The organism is Acidisarcina polymorpha (assembly GCF_003330725.1).
Classification (GTDB): Bacteria; Acidobacteriota; Terriglobia; order Terriglobales; family Acidobacteriaceae; genus Acidisarcina; species Acidisarcina polymorpha.
On sequence record NZ_CP030840.1, the window covers coordinates 5,095,045 to 5,111,860 of the forward strand.

Annotated in this window: 17 protein-coding genes; 13 read left to right on the top strand and 4 right to left on the bottom strand. The window is 54.7% G+C overall.

Annotated features, from left to right (window positions below):
* The first annotated feature begins 44 nt into the window (after positions 1 to 44).
* Complete coding sequence (locus ACPOL_RS21600) at positions 45 to 1,643, top strand: inorganic phosphate transporter (RefSeq protein ID WP_114208891.1); 1,599 nt, start codon at positions 45 to 47, stop codon at positions 1,641 to 1,643.
* Positions 1,644 to 2,054: 411 nt separating this feature from the next.
* Positions 2,055 to 2,381: a CsbD family protein gene (locus ACPOL_RS21610; protein WP_114208893.1), complete on the top strand. Its 327-nt coding sequence runs from the start codon at positions 2,055 to 2,057 to the stop codon at positions 2,379 to 2,381.
* A 166-nt stretch (positions 2,382 to 2,547) separates the two neighbouring features.
* Here the strand turns inward: ACPOL_RS21610 and ACPOL_RS21615 are convergent, their stop codons facing one another.
* Complete coding sequence (locus ACPOL_RS21615; RefSeq protein WP_150133091.1) at positions 2,548 to 4,725, bottom strand: sensor domain-containing protein; 2,178 nt, start codon at positions 4,723 to 4,725, stop codon at positions 2,548 to 2,550.
* 183 nt (positions 4,726 to 4,908) lie between these two features.
* On the bottom strand, positions 4,909 to 5,400 hold the full coding sequence (locus ACPOL_RS21620) for a hypothetical protein (RefSeq protein ID WP_114208895.1): 492 nt from the start codon (positions 5,398 to 5,400) through the stop codon (positions 4,909 to 4,911).
* 461 nt (positions 5,401 to 5,861) lie between these two features.
* Here ACPOL_RS21620 and ACPOL_RS21630 point away from each other — a divergent pair, with 461 nt between their 5' ends.
* From ACPOL_RS21630 to ACPOL_RS21650, 5 genes are all read left to right on the top strand, one after another.
* Positions 5,862 to 6,212: a hypothetical protein gene (locus tag ACPOL_RS21630; protein ID WP_236656938.1), complete on the top strand. Its 351-nt coding sequence runs from the start codon at positions 5,862 to 5,864 to the stop codon at positions 6,210 to 6,212.
* On the top strand, positions 6,202 to 7,188 hold the full coding sequence (locus ACPOL_RS21635; RefSeq protein WP_114208898.1) for an NHL repeat-containing protein: 987 nt from the start codon (positions 6,202 to 6,204) through the stop codon (positions 7,186 to 7,188). The genes ACPOL_RS21630 and ACPOL_RS21635 overlap by 11 nt, the downstream gene beginning before the upstream one ends.
* Complete coding sequence (locus tag ACPOL_RS21640) at positions 7,188 to 7,502, top strand: hypothetical protein (RefSeq protein WP_114208899.1); 315 nt, start codon at positions 7,188 to 7,190, stop codon at positions 7,500 to 7,502. Before ACPOL_RS21635 ends, ACPOL_RS21640 begins: the two co-directional genes overlap by 1 nt.
* A 156-nt stretch (positions 7,503 to 7,658) precedes the next feature.
* Positions 7,659 to 8,111: a hypothetical protein gene (locus ACPOL_RS21645; RefSeq protein ID WP_114208900.1), complete on the top strand. Its 453-nt coding sequence runs from the start codon at positions 7,659 to 7,661 to the stop codon at positions 8,109 to 8,111.
* A 52-nt stretch (positions 8,112 to 8,163) separates the two neighbouring features.
* Positions 8,164 to 8,853: a DUF4386 domain-containing protein gene (locus ACPOL_RS21650; RefSeq protein ID WP_161557502.1), complete on the top strand. Its 690-nt coding sequence runs from the start codon at positions 8,164 to 8,166 to the stop codon at positions 8,851 to 8,853.
* 212 nt (positions 8,854 to 9,065) lie between these two features.
* Here ACPOL_RS21650 and ACPOL_RS33700 read toward each other — a convergent pair whose 3' ends face one another.
* The gene (locus ACPOL_RS33700) at positions 9,066 to 9,218 is read right to left on the bottom strand and encodes a hypothetical protein (protein ID WP_161557503.1); all 153 of its coding nucleotides are present in this window, start codon (positions 9,216 to 9,218) and stop codon (positions 9,066 to 9,068) included.
* Positions 9,219 to 9,400: 182 nt separating this feature from the next.
* Here ACPOL_RS33700 and ACPOL_RS21655 point away from each other — a divergent pair, with 182 nt between their 5' ends.
* Both ACPOL_RS21655 and ACPOL_RS21660 read left to right on the top strand, forming a co-directional pair.
* The gene (locus ACPOL_RS21655) at positions 9,401 to 9,916 is read left to right on the top strand and encodes a PadR family transcriptional regulator (RefSeq protein WP_161557504.1); all 516 of its coding nucleotides are present in this window, start codon (positions 9,401 to 9,403) and stop codon (positions 9,914 to 9,916) included.
* Positions 9,917 to 10,478: 562 nt separating this feature from the next.
* Entirely contained in the window at positions 10,479 to 11,540 is a 1,062-nt protein-coding gene (locus tag ACPOL_RS21660; protein WP_114208903.1) for a hypothetical protein, read from the top strand.
* A 208-nt stretch (positions 11,541 to 11,748) separates the two neighbouring features.
* On the opposite strand, the gene ACPOL_RS35555 is transcribed toward ACPOL_RS21660, so the two are convergent.
* Positions 11,749 to 11,880, bottom strand: a complete 132-nt coding sequence (locus ACPOL_RS35555) for a hypothetical protein (protein WP_275066492.1) — start codon at positions 11,878 to 11,880, stop codon at positions 11,749 to 11,751.
* A 512-nt stretch (positions 11,881 to 12,392) separates the two neighbouring features.
* On the opposite strand from ACPOL_RS35555, the gene ACPOL_RS21670 reads away from it, so the two are divergent.
* From ACPOL_RS21670 to ACPOL_RS21695, 4 genes are all read left to right on the top strand, one after another.
* Positions 12,393 to 12,980 carry a hypothetical protein gene (locus ACPOL_RS21670; RefSeq protein WP_114208905.1) on the top strand — a complete coding sequence of 196 codons (588 nt, stop codon included), beginning with the start codon at positions 12,393 to 12,395 and terminating at the stop codon, positions 12,978 to 12,980.
* Positions 12,981 to 13,664: 684 nt separating this feature from the next.
* Entirely contained in the window at positions 13,665 to 14,114 is a 450-nt protein-coding gene (locus ACPOL_RS36470; protein WP_201758927.1) for a phage integrase N-terminal SAM-like domain-containing protein, read from the top strand.
* A 615-nt stretch (positions 14,115 to 14,729) separates the two neighbouring features.
* Positions 14,730 to 15,326: an isochorismatase family protein gene (locus ACPOL_RS21690; protein ID WP_114208907.1), complete on the top strand. Its 597-nt coding sequence runs from the start codon at positions 14,730 to 14,732 to the stop codon at positions 15,324 to 15,326.
* 61 nt (positions 15,327 to 15,387) lie between these two features.
* Positions 15,388 to 16,803: an alginate export family protein gene (locus tag ACPOL_RS21695; RefSeq protein ID WP_161557505.1), complete on the top strand. Its 1,416-nt coding sequence runs from the start codon at positions 15,388 to 15,390 to the stop codon at positions 16,801 to 16,803.
* Positions 16,804 to 16,816 lie beyond the last annotated feature (13 nt).

Below are 16,816 nucleotides of genomic sequence, written 5' to 3' on the forward strand. Positions count from 1 at the left end.
AACTCCGTCTCTCGATTGCATCTCTCGAGTGAGGGCTCACTCAGATGGCAACCGCAGCTCCAGCGCAAGCTTCCATTCTCGATCAAAAGTTGAAGGACAACCCTCCGGCAAAATGGGGGTTCGGCATATTCGCTCTCGTGCTCGTGGGCGGTGTGATCTACATCGTAACGCGCCTCTCCATCGATCTTTCTCCAGTCCACCAAGCCAGCATCTTCCCCTATGTTCTGCTTGGCATCGCTCTTTTAATTGCGCTCGGGTTCGAGTTTGTCAATGGCTTCCACGACACGGCGAACGCAGTCGCAACCGTCATTTACACCCATTCTCTCGAACCCCATGTCGCCGTTGTATGGTCCGGATTGTGGAACTTCATTGGAGTGTTGACCAGCTCTGGAACGGTTGCGTTTTCGATCGTTTCTCTTCTACCCGTCGAGTTGATCCTCAAGGTATCGAAGGGCTCCGGCTTCTCAATGGTCTTTGCTCTGTTAGTTGCTTCCGTACTCTGGAATCTTGCAACCTGGTGGCGAGGCCTTCCTGTATCGAGTTCGCACACCATGATTGGCTCCATTCTCGGCGTCGGTCTTGCCAATCAATTCATTAACGGCAGGAACGGTGTTGATGGAGTCGACTGGACTCAGGTGACGAAGGTCTTCGAGGCCCTGATCATTTCACCCATCATCGGTTTTGTCCTTGCTGCGTTGCTTTTTTACGGTTTCAAACTAGTGATGAAGGACCCTCGCCTCTATGAAGCTCCGAAAGGCGCTGAGCCGCCACCCTTTTATATCCGGGCGCTCCTTGTCCTCACCTGCACGGGCGTGTCCTTCGCTCACGGTTCCAACGACGGACAAAAGGGCATGGGACTGATCATGCTTGTACTGGTTGGCACTGTTCCCACTGCCTACGCGCTGAATCACACCATAGACAAAGGATCAGTAGAGACCTTTGCCGCAGTGTCAACGCAGGTAGCTGGTGCAATTGGCAACTACACAGATAAGAACGCGAAAGCGCAGAACGCTCAACAGGAGCTTGAAAAATTTGTCTCCTCCCACGATTTTCAGCCTACGACGATGGTCGCACTCCAGAAAATGGTCACCGATATTCGGGACGAGGCCGTCAGCTATGGCTCTCTCGGAAGCGTTCCCTCCAATATGCAAGCCAACGTTCGCAACCAGATGTACCTCACGAGCGAGACAATGCGCTTGCTTCCAAAGTACGGGCCGAAAATGTCTGAAGACGATATCAAGCCGCTTACCAATTACAAAGGGTTCCTTGACAAGTCGACGAAATACATTCCGTCCTGGGTAAAGGTTGCCGTAGCTCTTGCACTGGGTTTGGGAACCATGGTTGGCTGGAAGCGCATCGTCGTCACCGTGGGAGAAAAAATCGGTAAGACTCACCTGACCTACGCGCAGGGCGCGTCCGCTGAGCTGGTGGCCATGGTGACCATTCTTGGTGCCGACAGCTTCGGCATGCCCGTTTCAACCACCCATGTCCTCTCGTCCGGCGTGGCCGGCACGATGGCGGCGAATGGAAGTGGCCTTCAAATGTCTACTCTCCGAAATATCGCTATTGCATGGGTTTTCACCCTTCCTGCGGCAGCGGTCCTTTCGGGGATTTTGTTTTGGATCTTTAATACCGTTGCTTGATAAATCAATCGGAGCCAAACGTCCATATCCGCTGAGATGGCTTCTACATATATTCCTCACTTCTGCTTGTGTTGAATTAAAGCGCTAGGACATTGAAATCATCCTATCCAGTCACTCCGGATGGCCGATACTTGGGGGTTGCGATTCGCCGATCGCAAGATCGAGATGCTCACGAGGCTGAAATAGCCGAGCCGGGCGCAGAATTTCGGATGGGTTGGCGACAGCGACATTGCGCCCGATGGATCGCCGATATTCACTCGCAACATCGGCACCCAGGAAGTCTAATGCGTTGACTGTACGCTGGCCAAAGTGATTCACAAGCGAGGTTCAATTCCATCACCATCTACTTAAAGAGCTCCAACGGCTTGCTGACGATTCGAAGATGCATCCCACTGTTGAGGAGAATTCATCATGAAAGCACTTCCTTGGCTCATTGCCGGTGTCGGCCTCGGTTTGGCCGCCTATTTTGTTTTGAACCAACCTGGTCCGCAGTATGCGACTGGCAACGACGATATCGAAGATGCAGCAGGGAAGACCGCGTTCTGGGGTTCAAAACAGCGAGTCAAGGGAACCGGCGGAGATTTGGTCGGAAAGCTGAAAGAGGGTGTGGGTCGTGCCACCGGCGATGACCAACTCGAAACGGAGGGCGTTGTGGATCAAGTCGCGGGCACCGTCCAGGACGCAGCCGGTCAGGCTGCCCATGCTGTCGCCGACACCATTCACGAACTTAATCGCTGAATACGCGGGATGGTGTCGAAGGCAAACATTCCCGTAATTTCAGCGTGGGTCTCGTTCGGCGACCATCCCATGTTCTTCAAGTAAATCTCTAACGCTGGGTGTACCGATACACCATTCTTCCGTCTATGGGCCTCGTTAGTGAAAGGCATATTGTACTTGCGGAGGTTTAGCTGAGGCGTCTGCGATCACGCTCCTGTTCCCGCGCAATCTGGTCGCATGAATTCAACGGAGATCGAGTTCTCGCGGCGTCACCAAAGATCCGAAATCCACCAGTGTTGTGAAGTCTTGCGAACTGCTCGGGAAGGACGGGTGGGCTGAAGTAGTACCCTTGGCCTTCGTCGCAATTTAGATCTTGAAGAAATTTCAGTTCTTCGGCAGTTTCAATTCCCTCAGCTATGAGTTTCAGGTTAAGACTCTTGCCCATAAGGATGATGGCGCTTACGATACCGATCTGATTGGGAGCCATGCTGATCTGTCGGACAAACGATTGGTCGATCTTGAGGGCATCAAGAGGAAGATTATGTAGGTAGCTCAAGCTGGAGTAGCCTGTCCCCAAATCGTCCATGGCAATCCGTACTCCAGTTTCGCGCAGGGTTCGGAGAATGGATGCCGTTAGCTCGGGGCGTCTTATGAGAAGAGTTTCGGTAACCTCGATCTCAACAGATTTTTTATCGAGGCCGGTTTCGTTGAGAATTGCGAACAGGCCTTCAAGAAAGCCCTCGCTCTCAAACCGGACCGGGGAGACATTTACGGCCATGGTTATGGGCGGCAGGCCTTTGCCTATCCAGGACTGGGCTTGAATACACGCTTGCCGGAGTACCCAGGCCCCAATCGGAATAATAAGACCGGACGCTTCGGCAATAGGAATGAAGTTCCCTGGATATAACAAGCCTCGAGTAGGATGCATCCAGCGTATCAGAGCTTCCGCTCCAGTAATAGCACCAGTTCTGAGGTCGATCTTTGGCTGGTAGTGCAGCACAAATTCCGCGCGTTCAAGAGCCTGACGCATACCTTCTTCAAGAAATTGCCGTTCCACCGCTCGAAGATTCATGGCTGGCTGAAAAAACTCGTACCCACGAGTACCATTGTCCTTTGCATTGTACATAGCAGTATCGGCATTCTTGATGAGCGTTTCGGCATCCAGGCCGTCATCCGGATAGATGCTGATCCCAATGCACGCTGTAATTTGCAGTTCGTGCTCGTCAACGGAATGCACCGCGGCTACGGCCTCAAGCATTCTTCTCGCCGCAATCGCGGTATCCTCCGGGTGGTTTACTTCTGGAAGCAAAACAATAAATTCATCTCCTCCTTGCCGGCTTACCGTGTCTGAGGAACGCACACAATCCAGCAGGCGTTTGGATATCGACTGAATGAGCTTGTCCCCAGCAGGATGGCCTAGAGAGTCGTTGATGTGCTTGAAGCCGTCCATATCTAGAAAGAGCAGTGCAACAGTTCTTCCGGTACGGCTTCCGAGTTCGATGGCTTGACCAATTCGGTCGTTCAGGATCCTTTGATTGGGCAGGCCGGTTAGAAAATCATGTTCGGCCAAGTATTTCATCTGCTCTTGGCTCTTCCGCAACGCCGCCTCGACCGCTCTGCGTTCGGTGACGTCTACATTGACGCCGACCACTCGTACAACATTCGCAGCCCCGTCGAGAACTGCTCGCTCTGTAAAAGAGATAATTTTCACACCGCCGTCAGCCGACACAATCCGAAACTCCCCAGAACCGTCAAGGTTTTGCTCTACTACCCTGCGTAGGGACGCTTCGCGTCCGGGCAGGTCCTCAGAATGAACGCAGGCGGCCCAATTCTCGTAAGTGATCCGATCGGTTGGCTCGAAACCATACATTGCCAACATCGTGGCATCCCAAGTGAGTTGATCCGTCGACAACTCCCATTCCCAAACGCCTATCCTGGCAACCGCCGTCGCAAGCGCGAGGCGTTCGACATGCAACGATAGTTGGTGTTCAGCTCGTCTCCGATCGCTATTGTCCCGCGCAATCGTCAACGCCCCGATGAGCTCACCCCGTCGGCTAAAGAGTGGTGAGATCGTTAGGGACACGTCGATGCGTTTACCGGATTTCGCAACCAGCACGGTCTCAAAATGCTTGATGCGTTCGCCATGCTCCAAGCGTCGCATGATGGCATTGAACTCTCTCGGGAGGCCGGCGGGAAATAGAAGCGAGATGTGTCTTCCGACCATCTCGGATGCTGAATATCCGTACAAAACCTCGGCTCCGGGGTTCCAGTATGTGATGATCCCTGCGAAAGTCTTGGCCAGGACAGCGTCCTCTATTGACTCCACGATCGCGGTCAGGTACGGAACCATAGACTGGTCGATCACAGTTATGCCTCTTTTTCTGGCAGGACGCCGTCCCGATTCACCAAACGTCGAATTGCTACTAGATGACTGCTGTTGAAGCTTGGGGATGCCCGATGGCGTAGATTGCGTCGAGAATGTCTTCGATGTTTGTCGTGTCTCACTGTGGCTACAATTGCGTAATGAAGACTTAGGCTCGAGCTATGTTCAAGCATTCGGCAAGGCATCGGGATCGAGGTAAGAAACTGACTGTCCGGTTGCCATGGTCTCCGCCGAGATAGTGAAACTCGACATGGCCTGAGCTAACTGTGAGTCGACCTCATCAGTTATCGCCATCACATCCAACATCAACACGTCGGAGTCTATTCCTGACACGTTCATCTGCAGCGTTTCAAAGATCGAGACCTGTAGTATCCGAGATTCCTCTATCATCATGGCACCGGTATAGCCTTGCGCATGTCGTAGGATCCCGTGTTCATACGCGGAGTCGGAAGTCAAAGAGCGTGTGCCTAGCGTAAGTGAGGCACGAAGGCGGGTAATTACGTCGCGGAACATCGCCGGGAGGTGAGCTCCCCGGTCTTCCTCGGACAGCGAAATCGTGATTATGTCCGGCTCCGCGTTCACCCGTTCGAGCCACAAGGGAATCGTACTATCGGTTTCCCTCTCGAGGATATCGGCGACACTTGGATGACTTTGCAATGGGCGATCCTACATTTCACCAAGCGAACAAGTTGGATTTCAGCGTGACTGAGGATAACCCACGATTCGAGTAGATGTTGGTCAAATTTGACCATTTGTTTTCCTCAAATCAGTCTTTGGGGGACCGACTGAAGAAGCTTATCGCTTTGAATGGCCAATCTTCGCTGGATGTAATCCCTTTTGCTGCGCTAATCATTCGTCTTAATAACTGGTTAATGCCGAGATTTGGGGGTATCATCGGGTGGCTCGAGTAAGACACCAAATGTGTCCTATTGGCATCGAGGAATAACTCCTGAAATGGGTTCTCTGCCTACGCTTTGTTCTGCGTCCATTTGCTTTGCTCTGCTTTGCCGGACCGGTGTTTTCGGGCCTCAAGTGTCCTGCTCGGTCAATCTGTGGTATCCACAGGAACTTCGCCGGCGCTTAACTTTGGCAATATCAACGTCTGCTCTTCGGGAGGGGTGACGCCTGCGACGTGCAGCAAGACGCTGACTTTGACATACAAGGTCACGGCGACGGGGACCCTGGACACGCCAAGAGCCGTCACCAAAGGCACGCCGGACCTCGACTACACGCTGGCCAGCGGCAGCACGTGTACCGGCTTGGTGACACAGGGCACGTCGTGCAAGGTGAAAGTCAAGCTCGCGCCCCGCTTCTCGGGATTGCGCAAGGGCGCGGTCGAGATCGTGGACGCAAGCGGTAAATTACTAGCAACGACATTGATCTATGGGATAGGTGTAGCCCCGCAAATTGCATTCGATCCCGCCGCACAGACGACCGTTACCGCGGCTGCCCTCTTTTGTGATCGATGAATCGGGATATTTCTACGTCCCGTACACTGACTACGCTATTGACTTGATCGACGGTATAGCCAAAATTCCTCCTGACGGTGGAACTCCGACCATTTTGAACACCGCAGGATTGGACGTGGGCGCTCCGTCGGCGTTGGATGGCGCGGGCAATCTTTTTGTAAAGGGAGGCAATCTAGACTTCGTCGAGTTGCCAGCCAGCGGCGGTGACCCTATCACCCTCCCCCTCGGTAATGGCCTCGATGAGCCATTGGACATCGCCGTCGACGGGTCTGGGAATCTCTTCGTTTTGTACCAGCATTATGTTTCGGGAAATCAAATGTTCGCGGTCGCGGAACTTCCGGCGGGGGGCGGCCCTGAGATTACCCTTGCGTTCGCCTTCCCGGTCGACGAGCGGGCCTCCGCAAAGTCACTCACGTTGGATAATCTGGGCAATGTTTTCGTGCTATTTATTTCTCCCCCTGACTTCACCTGGCAGGTATACGAAGTGCCGGCCCGTGGCGGCGGTCAAGTGGTGCTCCCACCGACCTTTAGCTCCGACGGAGGATACATGGCAGCAGACGCTGCCGACGATTTATTTGTTGGCAACGCTCCTCAGATAGAGGAAATTCCGGCCGGCGCCAGCTCGGCTGTTACGATCAGCGCTTTTCCAACGCCTAAACACTCGTACGCTCCGAACGTCGCTGTCAATCCTGCCGGCGATGTTTTTTCCGTCTTGCCTAGCGGCGACCTCGTCAAACTTCATCGGTCGCAACCACCGCAACTCAGTTTTCCGGAAACCGCGGTAGGAACCACCATCCCGCTCTCAATAAGTATTCAGAACACCGGTAATGCATCACTCTCGCTCAGTAGCATCACTACGAGCGGACCGTTTGCTACGATGTGGAGCACTTCCTCGGATTGCACAAACGGTTCTTCTCTCCCGCCTGGTCGCGATGCGACCTCCGCATCACCTTCAAGCCGGAATCGGAAGCCGTGATGACCGGCTCGGTTACGCTCACGGACAACGCGCTGAACAAGAGTGGCGCGATCCAGGTCATTGAGTTGTCGGGAACCGTTGGCGCCGCGCCGCTGGCCAAGCTATCGGCGACGACATTGCAGTATGGGGACGTCGCATACGCCAGCAGCAAGACGCTTCCTTTGACCATCACCAACGTCGGCGGTGGCACGCTGACGCTTGCGCCCTCAATCAACGGACCAAGCTATACTATCGCGCTCGACAGGAGTGCCTGCGGGCAAAAGCTGCACACTGCAGTTGGACTATGCTCCGGGTTCGGTCGGGAACCACAATGACATCCTGACCCTGGCGACCAATGGTTCCCTCAACAATGGGCCAACAAGTGTCACCGTTGCTCTCAGGGGCTCGCTACCGGAGTCGGTGCGCTTGAGTCTGAGAAGATAATCCAATTTCCCACCTACGAGCAAGGACAGGGTGATCCCTATACAGTTATGCCAATCACAATTTACAACTTTGGCGTGCCGGGTAAGGTCACGGTAAGCTCCCGCATTAACGGCCCAAGCTTCGACCTTGTCGGCAGCACGTGTTCTGCGGGAGTGACGACTGCCGGCACCTGCACTTTGCAGGTGCAATTTAACCCGGCCGGACCTGGCTCCCATACCGACATCCTCACGCTGACTCCAAGCGTTGGGGCCGCTTCCAGCACCGTCTACCTTCGGGGTTCGAAGACGTTTCAGATTGATGGGCGGTGGTGTCTTCATCCGCGTTCCACTGTCGATCCTCCTATCACAAGTGCTGCAGTCTTTCTTGTTCGAAATCGCGGACTGTTGGAGCGCTCCAACGGCACATGCAGATTGGGATCGCCCGAGCCGAAGAAGGCCGGCGTCCCTCCAAAATCGCCCCCACAGTTCGTCTCCATGCCCAAGCAGACGTATCGTTACTGATCCTGGAACAATCAGGCACTCCATCACGTAGCCTCTGAAAACGGAGGTTCTTGTGACGTCTCTGAAGAGAACGGCCCGCATCGCCGGCGTTTGGTACCTCGGCTTCACCTTTGGACCGTTCTACCTGTTGTATGTTCCCTCAAAGACAGTCGTGCTGAACGATGCCGCAGCAACTGCGGCCCGGATACTCGCGCATGAAACGCTCTTCCGCTGGAGCATGCTTGCCGAATCACTCGGTGTCGTGATCTTCATCGGCCTGAGTCTTGCGCTCTATAGACTTCTTGAGAGCGTAGACCGCCACCGGGCGCGACAAATGGTGGCTCTCGTGCTGGTTTCGGCCGCATTAAGTTTAGTCGCTCTTGCTTTTAACGCGGCAGCACTCCTCGTCTTTCGCGGAGGCGACGGTTTCAATAGCCTTGACGTACACACACGCGAAGCAATCGCCATGATTCTCATCCGAATGCATGGCCAGGCGAATGGCATCAACCAGATATTTTGGGGACTATGGCTGCTGCCTTTCGGATGGCTGGTCGTTAGGTCGCGCTTCTTACCACGCTGGCTTGGATACTGGCTTCTACTTGACGGTGTCGCGTGGGCTGTCGTCGGGGTGACATGGTTCTTTTCTCCTGATTGGGCTAACGCAATGTTCCACTACCTGCAACCGATATTCTTTGCCGAGATCGTCGCGATGCTCTGGCTGCTGATTGTGGGAGCAAAGGAGCACGAAGTCAGACAGCCATGATAGGGTCCTAACGTTTATCGGCGCCGAGAAAGAGACGTGAAGGGAAATGACAAGTGCAGACGACGATCCCAGCCACCGCGAGTAGCCTGCTTTTGTCGATAACGCGGTTGCAAGCAATCTGCCAGCGACAACTTGGTAGCAGGGTTGTTACGCCGGAAGCGAGATTCTGAAGACGGTTCCACTCTTTCCCGGAGTTACTCGGCTGCGCGCCATTATCCTTCCACCATGACAGTGTTGGCGAGGGTGGCAAGCCAGACCTTCCGTTTTCCAATCTGTGCCTGTACTTGAGAGCCGTGAATCCAACCCGGAAGATCGATCAGATGATGGCCGACGATGATTAGGAACTGCAGTACGATAAGGCACATAAAGAGAACCGATATAACGCCTCCATCCACCGACTCAATATATCATTTCGATATATACTCCGTACATGAGCTCAAATCAAACGGCTACCGCAGTTAACAAGAATGCAAGGGAGCCTTCACCTTCAGCCCCTGCAGATATCCGGCAGACGCGCGAAAAAGCGAGCCGATTTGCGATCCTGGGAATGCTCACTTTTGGCAAGAAGAAGTCGGGCTACGACCTCAAGAAAGCGATTGCTGCGAGCACAGCCAACTTCTGGAGCGAAAGCTATGGCAACATCTATCCAACCTTGAAAAAGCTGCTTGAGGAGGGTTCGATCCAAGAAGAGAACGACAAGGCCGCAGCCACCAAGAGACCGAAGCAGCTTTACAGCATCACCGAGAAAGGGAGGGAGTCACTAAAGCAATGGTTCCGACGGCCGGTGGCGGAGCGATCCGAAGACAACGAACTGCTGCTGAAGCTGTTTTTCGGCGCGATGATGTCTCCAGGAGAATCGCTTGCCTTAGTCAGGGCTCATCGAGATCATCACGTTGCTTTACTCGAAAGGCTTAAAGCGATTGAGAGACGCATCATGACAGGTCCAAGCACCGACAAGCGGAGAGTGTACCTGTGGGCGACGCTCTCCTACGGGCAGGCAGTCAGCCAAGCGCTGATTCAATGGTCTGATGCGACCGAGAAAGCTTTGCAAACCTTAGGGTAGTAAGAGCCTCCCAAACTCAAGAACGATCAGCTAAGCTTTTGCCAAGCGTACGAGTTTAACGTTTGTGTCGGCGTGGAAGATCGTCCTACGTGCCTTTTCCGTGTAGTTTTCGAACACTGAACCTCCTTCTACTCGGTAGAGACAACTAATTGTTCTGCTCTCCTTTGCCAGCCTGACAAGCTGGGAGTCAGACGACAATACCGACTGCTTTTTGGCATTACTCGGGTGACATAAGGTTAAGTATTGACCCACGACTTCTCTGCCCCCCCGTTTTCAGAGGCTTGCGCGGGTCATAAGTGGGAGCCTAGTACTGATGTTCCCGTGACGCTCAACAAGGCGCAGGAGCGGCGGCCTAGGTTAAGGAGAAGGCAGTTAATCTGGTGGGCAAGTGCCCGACAGGCGCGACCGCTGAATTGGAACATTAGCGCACGTGCCTAAAGTGGCATCCAAATGACAAACGGGGGCGGATTTTAAAGCGAAAACGACCTCGCGCTCAAAACAAATTTGTAGGGGCGAGAGTGTGCGCTAACAGTCACCTTTTAGTAGAGACGGGGTTTTTGCAATGACGAAGCGCCTAATCCCACTGGTAGCAGCCCTCATGCTGATACTTACGAGCAGCGCTTCTTTCTTTTGGGGCCGCCATGTGGCCATTCGCTCTCCAAAAGTTTCGCCGCAACGGGACGACACTCCCCCGCCATTCGTTAGGGTAGGTGAAGCCGCACCTACTAATATTTATGCGCACAATCTTCTTTTGCGGAAGGGTCCTCACTTTAGCATCTACATTCGCTGGATTCAAGGTCAGATGGTACGGACACGGCAGGACAAAAATCCCTCCTTTGACGATCCAGAATCCTTCGTTTTGATGATCCAAAAGGGGCTCATAAGTGTCCGGCTTTCAGATCTCGCCGGCTTTCTCAACGCAGGAGCAACGGGTGGAGTGGGAGCTCTGACGAATGTTTCTATCGAGACCAAAGGCGATCAAATCAAAATACATGGCACCGCCCATAAGATCATCCCTTTGCCGGTGACAATTGTCGGAACGCTCGCCCCACTACCAGACGGCAGAATACAGTTCCACATTCTGAGTTTCAGTGTGCTAAGACTTCCGTTGAAGGGGCTGCTTGGGGGATTTCATCTCAGCTTGGCCGATCTGACGCCTAAGAGTCAGACCCCTGGAATCATGATCGCTGGTAACGATTTCGACTTTGACACGCAGCGCTTGCTTCCTCCTCCCCACATTCATGGGCAGATGACCAAAGTCGTCCTCTCCTCGGACCAAATACGTGTTTTCTATGGCAACGCTCCTGAAAGCGATGCACAGCTTTCCGAATGGCACAACTTTCTCAAATTTAGTGGGGGCTCGCTAAATTTTGGAAAAATTACAATGAACGATGTCGACCTTACAATGATTGATGCTTCTCAAGATCCTTGGTTTGATCTTGATCTGGTGAACTATCAGGCCCAGCTCGTGCAAGGTTATAGTCGCATCACTACTGGAGCCGGTCTAGAGATATTTATGCCGGATGCGAACGTGGTTTCGCCAAAAAAAGTGCAAGAAGCCGTAACTTTAGATTGGCTGAAGAATCGGCATAGTTCTTTACCAGCCGATGTGCCTAGGCACTAGCAGAGGTAGGACCAGGTAAGAGATCTTACGAGCTAAACAAAGTCATTTGGGTATAAAAGGATGATGGTCAGAAGTTCACCGAGATGCCGCCCCAGCTATCTGGATCCACGTCTTCTAACGTCTCAGTTAAGTCCCACCTGTTGCCGTAGAGAAGTCTATGGCGTTCTACTTACGCTCGCCATGAAAACTCTCGACAAGCGATGAAAACCTAAATCACTAGCGGGATGACAGCGGCTGCAAGCACCTCACCGGGCGCGAGGTTGGACGGCTGATCGAAGGCACTAAGGGAAGCCGCAAATAGATCCGAGATCGATCCCTTTTGCTTTTGATGTTTCGGCATGGCGCTCTTAAACCGTTCGACATTTGGCTGTCGCAATCTGATGGAGCGCCGCATCGAGTGTGGTCATTGTCGAACGCTTCGAGGAGCGAGACGAAGCCGATGCTCAGCTCCGCCAACTCATCAGTGTCAGGATGAGATCGGAAAGCGAACCTCCCCAGCAGTCGAGCCGCCAGACGACAATCGCGTCCACGTTGCATGTTGGCGACTCTCGCGCTTAGGCCGCTGCAGAGCTGCAGGGCATCGGAACCTACTTCCTTGATCTCGGCGACGATCTGCCGCCCGCGTCGCCCGGCATACTCCCGCATGCTTCTGATCATGGCTGGATACTTGTCTGTGATGGTAACCGGGCGCGGGGTACTGAGAACCGCCGACGGGTCTTCCAGGAATTTGGGTCTTGTCGAGGAACTGCCGGCGAAGGAGGAGAAAGGTAGGTTACTTGCGTACTATAGCGGCGGGGTGTAGCAAACAACAGCAATTGCTCCAAGGCCATCGACTTAACGGCGGAGGTGCCTATGGGAGCTACAAAGATGTCGGGTTCAGAGCTCAGGAATAAAGTGACACCTCAATTGAGTGAGGTGATCAACATACAGGATCGGATGCTTCAGCCGATTGCCGATCCTCGTCAACTGTCGCCACTGATCGAGGAGGCGGATAAATCCGTAAGAGCCACGCTGGGCACGTTGGTCCAGCATGCGCCCAAGACGAAGCGCTCTTCAGTGGTCATCAGCATCGGTTCGGCGCAGACCTACCTGCGAACGGCCCGCTTCGAAAGACTAACGAAGATCTGCCTTGCACTTCCGGGAGTTCGAACTGAGAATATCGGAAATAGCGCAACCTTTCTGGTCGACGGACGGACCTTTGCCTACTATCTTTCCGACTACCGGGGGAATGGGATTACTGGAGTGTGCTGCAGACTCCGCTCTGGAAAGACACCCAAACCCGTGCTGAGCGCCATGTCGCCATGGTTCAATCCAACCAGCGGAGCGTTGAACGGCTGGCTCGGTCTTCGTTTGGACCGCTCAGCCATTGATTGGGGCGACGTGTTCGATCTTGTCCAGGGCAGCTATCTCCGTGTTGCGCCCCTTTCAACTGAGTTGTGAAATCCCTCACGGATCATCGAGAACTTGCCCGTTTTGCTTGGCAATAAATAGCCGTCTGGTGAACGGGCTCTTGCCTGATGTACTCCAACCAGTGTTGGGGTGAGAGTCAGATCGGGATGATTTGGCCGCTCATCCCTAGAACGGTTAGGTCTGGGGCAGTTACCTCGGTGATGTCTCTCTTGTTGTAACTAGCGGGATCGAACAGTTGTAGATCGCTATTCTCTCGATGCAGTGCTAGCCTAGGCCTGGTAGGTAGGCGAGTGACGCTTGACGATGTCTGAGTAGGCTACTCAGATGCGCGACGTTTTCGTAATACGGCTCGCCGCGCTGGCCCGCCTACCTGAATTAACGTTTGGAAGGGATTCGTCTGCCACGCGTAATCGTACGGCTAAGTCCTCGAACGCAAACCTATCGCCATCCGAAAAGCATGCGCAATAGCTTTTTGCATCACGGAATGCTGTGATTCAAACCACCAGGCATCGGCTTGCATAAACGTTCGTTTGTGCAACGCACTCTGAGAGGGTCTCACTGAGTGACTCGGCGATTGTGCACCAAATGAGCAGAACAGCTTTTGTCCGATTAGCCGGTTTGAACGAAGCCTCTGGCGCGGCGGACTGAGAGTCGTGGTGTAGCGAAGGGAGTCCTGCAGGGTTAGGGTGAGGGGTCATAGGAAGGAGATTTTTTATGACCCAACTTCGCGAGCGCATGCTGCACGAGCTTGAGCGGCGCAACTATTCACCTTCTACGATCCGCGGCTACCTCGGTGCGGTGCGACAGTTTGCCGAACATTTCCATTGCTCGCCGGAGCAACTGGGCGCTGAGCACCTGCGGCGTTATCAGCGATACCTGGCTTCCGCAGAGTTTCTGCGCCGCTTCGTACAGCATGTCCTGCCCAGAGGCCTTCCCCGCATCCGCTACTTCGGCTTCCTCGCCAACCGAAGACGAGCCCGCATACTGCCACTCTGCCGCGCTCTGCTCAGCCAGCCTCCTCCAACTGAAACGCCTGTTATCGCAAGGCCCACACAATGGGAGTGTCCGCACTGTCATGGACGCATGCACCTTGTCGCACGGCTCTCGGCCGCACAGATATTCTTCGCGGAAGCAAAGGAGGCATATCAGCTTGACTCTTCCTAGCCGCCAGGTCAAAGCGGCGATCATCGTGTGCTTCGCAGCATGCTTACTGGAGGTGTGTCTCACGGCCCAAAACAGCGCCTCTTATTCGCTCTACGACCCCCGCTGCATCCTCCCCGTATCCAAATGCGGGTGGCTACTGAGAAGGCTTCGCTCCACTTGCCGGACCTCATCCATCGCGTCGACCCAGCCCATAGGCATTAAAAACCCATAGCCAACATCCTCTCCCGACCGCACCAGCGCCTTCCTTCAAACCGCTCTATCCGACCCGCTCCGCCCTTAGACCGCTGCTGCACTACAAACTCGCGCCCGCGGAGCAGCTCCGATAGAGTACTGACGTTTATCGGCCACTTGCCGAGTACGACTGAACCGACTGGCTCGATGAGCGCATTGGCCATTTATCGTCCAGACAACTCTCGGGTTTTATCCTACCCCTGTTCGAAGCTCTCCGATGGCATTCGCACTTCTGCACCAGACAACTCTGCCACGCCATTTCGCGGTTGATAGGACTGGCTGGTCGTGAAGAAAGCCTTCATCTCTTCATCTGCTCTTGAGACAACTGCTTAGAATTCATTTAGCATTCTAAGCAGTTGCAACCAACTCACTGAGGAGACCTCCATGGCGCACGTCGCACCTCGTTTCTCACCCTCCGACAGCATCATCCTGCTTGTCGACCACCAGACCATGACCATCGATTGGGTTAAGAGCCTGCCGAAGACCACCGTCATAGCCAGCTGCCGCGTACTCGCCCGTATGGGCGTCACCTTCTCCATGCCGCTCTTCCTTACGACCACAATGGAGGAGTATGTCGGGCCGACGCTGCCCGAGATCCAGGAGGTCGCGTCCGGCGCCTTTGCCGCGCGCTTCAAGCGCGGCGGCATCCTAAGCTGCTTCGACCAGCCTGAACTCGTCGCCGCACTCAAAGCCACAGGCCGCACCAACCTGATTCTGGCGGGCCTTACCACCGACATCTGTCTGTTCTGGGCGGCCCGGGACGCCGTTCGCCTCGGCTACAACGTCAATGTCATCGCCGATGCCTGTGGCACCATGTCCACAATCGGCGACGACACGACTTTTGATCGGCTTCGTGGCCTCGGCGTCACGGTCAGTGTCGTCAACCAGATCGTCACCGAGCTCGAAAACGACTTCGGCAGTACTGATGGCCTCAAAGCCCAGCAAATCCTCTCCGACGAAGTCATCTCCAAGCTGAATTAGTGTTTCCATCATTGCCTCGCCCGAAGTGAACGCTCTGGGCGAGGCCTTTCAGAAAGGTCCAGTGTTAAGCGCTCGAGCCTCTCTTTACATCGCGACGATATTTGCTCTGGCGGCACTTGGCGCAGGCCTCCGGCTCACCGCGCAGACTGTGAACCCGCCGCCGTACACACCACCGGTGTGGGATATCGACTGGTCGTATCTCGCCCAGCCCGCCGCAGCCGGGGCATCTGAGCCAGACTGGACCGACCGCTTCCACTACATCTCTCTGGGCAACAACCGCTTCCTCTCGATCACCGGGCAGATCCGCGAGCGTGGCGAGTACCAGGACTACCCCGCCGTCGGCGCGCAGCCCCCGAATAACGGCTACTTCATGCAGCGCTACCTGATCAGCTCCGACCTCCACCTGAACACGCATTTTCGCACCTTCATCCAATTCGACAGCGGCCTGGTCGACTTTCGTGACGGTGGACCGCGCCCCGGCGTCGACGAGGATAAGCTTGATTTCAATCAGGGCTTTGTTGATTTCACTCTCTCTAAATCGTCGGACCATTCCCTCACTGTTCGGGCCGGCCGCCAGCTTATCTCATTAGGTTCGACACGCCTCATCGCTACCGGAGCTGGCCTCAATGTCGAACAGCCCTTCGATGGCTTCCGTCTTATGCTCCACGCCGGGCAATGGAGCGCCGATGGACTTGCCGTCCGCCCAACGGAGATCAAGACCGGTATATTCGACAACGAACCGAATTCCGCTGAAGAGCTGTGGGGGCTCTACCTGAGCCGGCCTCTTCTGCCATTGCATACCAACGTCGATCTCTATTACCTGGGCTATGACCACAAGTCGGTTCGCTACACGCAGAGCACGGGGCCGGAGCAACGCGAAACGGTCGGCGCCCGCGTCTGGTCCCACACTCCGGCGTGGGACTACGACTTCGAATACACCGCTCAGTTTGGGCGCTTCAACACCGGCAACATCCGAGCCTGGGGCACGGGGTATCACCTGGGCTACACCTTCAATCGCGCCCGCTTCGCCCCACACCCGGAACTGGACGGAGGCGTCCTGAGCGGTGATCACAATGCCCACGACAACACGCTCGGCACATTCAATCCACTCTTTCCAAACGGCAATTTCCTTAGTCAGAGCATTCTGCTCGGCCCCCTCAACCTCATCATCGTGCGTCCCACCTTCAAGACAGCCCTGACCCGCAAAGCCACGACGAACACCAACTTCGAACTCTTGTGGCGCCAGGCCACAGAGGACGGCGTCTACAACATCGCCGGCATTCTTACCCATGCTCCAGCCAACTCAACCGCCCGGTTTATCGGCGCACAGATCCAGCAGGAGATCGATTACGCATTCACCCGGCATCTCAGCGGCTCGTTGGCTTACGAGCACTTCTTCGCCGGCGAATTCCTCAAGCAAAGCCCCCCTGGCCACAGCCTCAACTTCATCTCTCCTCAATTGGCTTACAACTTCTAACCCGCGCCGGAAT